This window comes from Streptomyces sp. UNOB3_S3 (genome assembly GCF_020740895.1).
Classification (GTDB): Bacteria; Actinomycetota; Actinomycetes; order Streptomycetales; family Streptomycetaceae; genus Streptomyces.
Genome location: NZ_JAILXP010000465.1, coordinates 1 through 4,984, shown reverse-complemented (window position 1 = coordinate 4,984; position 4,984 = coordinate 1). Strand labels below are relative to the sequence as shown.

At 67.7% G+C, this 4,984-nt stretch carries 4 protein-coding genes and 1 pseudogene; 1 reads left to right on the top strand and 4 read right to left on the bottom strand.

The features are described from left to right. Positions 1 to 219 precede the first annotated feature (219 nt). A complete protein-coding gene (locus K6I33_RS31775) occupies positions 220 to 510 on the bottom strand; it encodes a hypothetical protein (RefSeq protein ID WP_229358010.1) in 291 nt (96 codons plus the stop codon). 229 nt (positions 511 to 739) lie between these two features. Next, the gene (locus K6I33_RS31770; RefSeq protein ID WP_229358009.1) at positions 740 to 1,504 is read right to left on the bottom strand and encodes a serine hydrolase; all 765 of its coding nucleotides are present in this window, start codon (positions 1,502 to 1,504) and stop codon (positions 740 to 742) included. Here K6I33_RS31770 and K6I33_RS36700 point away from each other — a divergent pair. After that, positions 1,422 to 1,781: a helix-turn-helix domain-containing protein gene (locus K6I33_RS36700; RefSeq protein WP_374286336.1), complete on the top strand. Its 360-nt coding sequence runs from the start codon at positions 1,422 to 1,424 to the stop codon at positions 1,779 to 1,781. The two genes, K6I33_RS31770 and K6I33_RS36700, sit on opposite strands and share 83 nt — an antisense overlap. Before the next feature lie 421 nt (positions 1,782 to 2,202). Here K6I33_RS36700 and K6I33_RS31765 read toward each other — a convergent pair whose 3' ends face one another. Then, positions 2,203 to 3,492, bottom strand: coding sequence for a hypothetical protein (locus K6I33_RS31765; RefSeq protein ID WP_229358011.1), 1,290 nt, complete (start codon positions 3,490 to 3,492; stop codon positions 2,203 to 2,205). 917 nt (positions 3,493 to 4,409) lie between these two features. Further along, positions 4,410 to 4,984, bottom strand: a pseudogene (locus K6I33_RS31760) (hypothetical protein); the annotation flags it as partial.

The following is a 4,984-nucleotide window of genomic DNA, read 5'->3' as shown; positions in this document are numbered from 1 at the left end:
GCCCCAGGCCCTCCCCCGCCACCCGATCTTCCGGCTCCGGGGGGACACGGATGGTCCGCCTGTCGCCGACAAGGCTCGCCTACGACGCTGAGACCGGCCAGAGCCTCCCCTCCGATCTTTAACGCCACGCACAAGCGGCCCCTGTCGCCGGAACCGAGTCCGGCGACAGGGGCCGCTTCGTGCGCTTCCGCACCCGTCGAGTGAGGCCTGCGGACGTACCTACCGGCTGGGCCGGCAAAGGATCACGTGGCGAAGGCCTTCTCCAACCGGGAGGCCAGATCCTGAAGGCTCGCCTCTCGGCAGGCCATGTTTGTTGTGGCCGCCGTCGCACCCCGTTCTCCAGTTCGATCCGTTGCCGTAGTCGACGAAGTAGTACGGCAGCCCCTGGGCCTTCATGTTCTTCGCGACGCTCTTGGACGCTCCCTCCAGCCAGAACTCCGGCTCGGTCGGCTTGCCGCGGCCATTGCCGACGTACATGGACACGCCGACCCCGGCGAACCGCTCGGTCACCGACCTACCGGCCGGGTCGGTGGATCAGTCCACCCAGGTGCCGCACAGCGCGGACTCGACCACCTGTTCCCGCTGCATCCCCCCTGCGTTGGACACCACGAGGTAGCCGTTGGTCACCACCGCCCCGCGTGCCGACCGTCGTCGGTGGCGAAGGTCCCGGACGAATGACCGGTCAGCAAGTCGCCCAAGTGACCCCAGGCCTGCCCGCCGCAGGACAGGTCGAGCCGAATCAGCCCGAGGCCGTAGTGCATGACGGCGGGAAACCCGAGCATGGGCACTGTCGTGCGCATCTGGGCCAGCATCGCCGGTGACACGAGCTTGCCGTCGGCCATGCCTGATCGAACGTGACCATGTCCTGTTCGGTCGAGGCCATGGCTCCGGCCGTAGCGAACGCGGTCAGCTCCACGGCGGTGGTCGCGTTGGTCCAGAGGAAGAACGGGCCCACCCGGCCGCCGATGTACCCGGGCAGATACGGGGCCTCGAGCTTCCTGTCGCCGCCGCGGGGGTAGGAGGTCCGGGTCAGGCCGAGTGGCTTGATGATCCTGGCGGTGATCGCGTCTCCGGCCGGCGTGCCGGTGATCTGCTCGATCAGCATGCCGGCCACCAGGAAGTTGGTGTTGGAATATTTCCAGCTGGTGCCCGGTGCGAACAGTGGCGGGTTGGTCAGACCGGCACGGACCGCCTCCCGCAGGCTGTGGGTGCCGTCCGGGTTGGCCCTGGGATTGCCTGCTTTGTCGCTGATGCCGCTGGTGTGCTGCAGGATCTGCCGTACCGAGATCTTGGTGCCGTCGTAGCCGTTGCCCGCGACAACGCCGGGCAGATACCGCTGGATCGGGGCGTCCAGCTCGACCTTACCCTCGAGGTTGGCCTCGCCCCGGGGCGAGCGGCGGTCCGGCCGGCGTCGAACGCTCATGGGATTCCCGCTCGCAGGGGCGACGTGCCCCTGCATGATCGCGTTCGCGCTGATCAGCAGGCCAGGCCAGGGACCGGCCACTCTTAGCCGGTCAGGGAGACAGAGTCGCCACGGCCAAGGTCGGCGGGGAAAAGCACGACGTTACGAGGGAGCTGGGCCTGCTGGCGCGTCAATGGCGCTGCGGGCGGGGATGACTCGGGAACAGCTCGCCGAGAAGTCCACAGTCGGTGTGCGGACCATCCGCAGAATGGAGACCGGTACGGGCAAGAGCTCCCTACTCGCCGCTGTCCGGTTGCTCGCTGCGGCCCCGGATCGACCGCGCCCCGGCTCGTCCCGGTCAGCCCCAGGACGGTGCTGAGGACGCACATCGCCTGGATCTGCCATTCCACCGCCGCCCTGATGGCAAGCCCACCCGGTTGGCCAGTCGCGTTTCCGCTCAAAACGCGGCCTGCCAGCCCGCGAGTCTTGCTCACGGCGTCAGATGTGTCCGTTCATGCCGGTCAGGTAGGCAGTGGTGGTATCGCTCCGCTCGTCCAATAGGTAGAAGGAGCCGGGCCCGCAGTTCCTCGATCCGTTCCCGCGCGGCAGCCTCCCCCCGCTCGATCTCCTCCAGTCACGACGCCATTGCCGACACCCCTGGAATCCGGTCGCCCGACACCATGACGATCGAGCAACACACCCAGGTCCCCAAGGCCGGCTCGGAGTAGGGACGCGGAGGGCCCCGCACGGAACCGGCAGGTCGGGGTTCACGTGCGGGGCCGCTCACTGGGTGTGGGCCGTCAGACTCCGGTCATGGTGTACGTACCCGTACCGTCCTGCCTGCCGCTGGAGAACTGGCGGATCAACTCCCCGTCCGCGTACCGGTCATGGCCCATCATGGAGCCGGTGTACTTGTTCTGCACACCTACCTTCGAGCTGCCGGGTACGTCGCGGTAGATGTAGAACCGCTGGAGGTCGTCCTCCGCGCAGTTGGCCGTCGTCAGGTAAGCCTGCTCCCGGTTGGCGATGTCCGCCGGGATGGTCGCGCATCCGCCGTTGCCCCAGTTCCACAGGGACGCCTCGATGACCCCGTTGTTCTGAGTCACGTTGCACAGGCGCCAGTTGTCCAGGTGGGCGCTGAAGATTGTAGATTGGCGCAGGCGGATGCCGTCGTTGGCCAGGAGCGGTGCGCTCCAGTTCAGGGGCTTGCCGGGGACGTCGATCCTGTAGGCGCCGGACTCGCAATTGAGAGCGGCCCGCGCGCTACGCCCGGTGGCCTTGGGCTGTTCGGCGGACGTGCCGCTGGTGGGAGCCGGGCGCTGCACGAGGCGGTCCTGGGTCTGCTTCGCTGTCGGGGCCACCGCGCCCGCCGGGTGCTTGGCCTTCGCGGCGGCCGAGCCGCAGTCGAGGAGGTTCTGCGCCTTGGCCATGATGCTGTTGGCGGGCACCTTGTCCTCGCAGCGCACCGCGCCTTCCTCAAGGGTGGTGTAGGTGGTGAAGCTGCCGCTTCCGGGCCCTTCGATCCACTTCAACGCCCAACTACCGTTGCCCTGTTGGACGCGGTTGCAGTTGAGGCTTCCGTACGTACCGGTGACCTTCTTGGTGCCCTTGTAGACGCCGTAGTAGCCGGGCCGGTTGAAGTTCCACGTGACCGAATTCGACTCGCTGCTGGTGGAGGAGTAGTCGACCTTTACGTTCAGGCCCAGGCTCGCGCCGACCTTGCCGAGGGCCTCGGTGCCGAAACCGCCCTCGATCTTGCCGTCGAGGCCGACGGAGACCGTGATGGTCGTCTGGGTGGTGGTGCTGACGGTGTGGTTGCCGGTTGTGCCCTCGGTGACGAACCAGCCCTTGAAGTGGGTGATCGTCGGGGACACTTCGGTGGTCTTGATGAACGGGTGGCGTGTGCCGAGGTCGGCGGAGGTGCAGGCGTCGCCGAGCTTCGGCTGGTCGGCGGTTGTGACGGATTTCGGATGCCCTGTCGCGGCGGCGGGGCCGGCCGCGGCAGTTATGGCGGCGAGCGTCGATGCGGCGGTCACGGTGAAGGCGACCAGCCCTCTGGCCCGGCGGCCGGAAGATCTTAAGTGGCTCATCATGCCCTTTCCCTGGCCGGGCGCCATGTCGCCCCAGGCCGGAACCCTGCCAGTTATGTGGTGGGGAGCGGTGGTCGATCAAGGCGAATTTAGCGTCGGCAGCGACGCAGTGACGATGACGGAACCAGCCGGTCCAAGGCGAAACCCATGCCCCTTCATGGGCTGTCAGGCAGCCTTGACCTGCCCGGGGCTCATCAGAATTTCATCTGCGGCGCTACGATCCGCCTCCACCGCCGCACAGATGGGCTGTTTCAGTCGTGATTCCGCTGCCATCACCTCGAGGGCCGGCGACTGCCAGACCGGCCTCTCATCATCCGCCGGCGCGGCCGACCGCTACCAAGCCATCACGATATTCGGCCAACTTGCACATTCTGAAACCGAGGACCTTCGGCAGCCGTGGCGCCTTGAATGTTTGCGCGCCGGCGTGAACGACCCTATGGATGATCGGGGGCAGACAATCATCGGCACGACAGAACGGAATCCAGCGAATCGAGCCAGACGGTGTCTGGCGGTGAGCCGGAAGCAGGAACGTCGATCCCGACGGCCGCCCTGGGCGTCCGCATGAGCCCCGAGCGCATCTGGTACGCGCGGACCCCGCGACCTCTGGAATTCGCCGAGTGCCCGTGGGGGCCTGCTCGTCACCGGCTGGCGGATGTCCCGTACCGCACGTCAACCGCACAGTGCACTGCCCGAGCTGAAGTCCACCCCCGTCGTACCGTCATCTTCGAAGAGCCCGAGCAGCCCAAGCAGCCCGTGCTGCCCGGGCTCTCGCGCTTTCCGAACATGAGGAACGAACCGTGAACAGCACACCTCCGTAGCAGCAGGACGAGAATCGGCTCGACCAGACCCTGAGGAACGTCACAGAGTCGCTCGGCAAGACGGATGGGAAGGCCACCCTGCTTACCCGACTCGACTGGTCAGGTGCGGGGAGGGAGGGGGCCCAGGGCAGCCCTGGCCAGTTCCTGGCGGGTCGCGAGATCAGCCTTGACGGCGGCCAGCTCCTTCGCGTTTCGCTCGATCTCCTGCCGCTGGTAGGCCACGTCGACCGTGAACCAGACACCCACCACGTTGTGTTCCGTCTTGCACCGCGCATCGGCCGTGGCCGCCTCCCGCTCCTTCGCGGACGGCTCGGGCGTACGCCAGGCCGGGTCGGCACCGGCCTTGAGCGGATCGGTGTACGAAGGGAAGCCGTGCTCCTTCATACAGGCCGCCCACTGGGCGAAGACCCGCATTACGCGCGGGTCGCGCTGCGACCGCTCGAAGCTCCCGATGTTGATCCGGTCGGCGACCGGGGCGTCTCCCCCGGCCTCCGCGTTGTCCGCCCGGAGCTCGGCCCGCGCCTCCCTCGTACAGCCTCCCGGGGGCACCCTGTGCCCGTTGACCCGCTGTCCGCCCTTCGCGGCACCGCTGCCGGGCTTCACCTTCGGATCGTCCGTACCGGTGAGAACGACCGTCGCCTCGGCGGAGAGGGAAGGCGGCGGCGCGGGCGGCG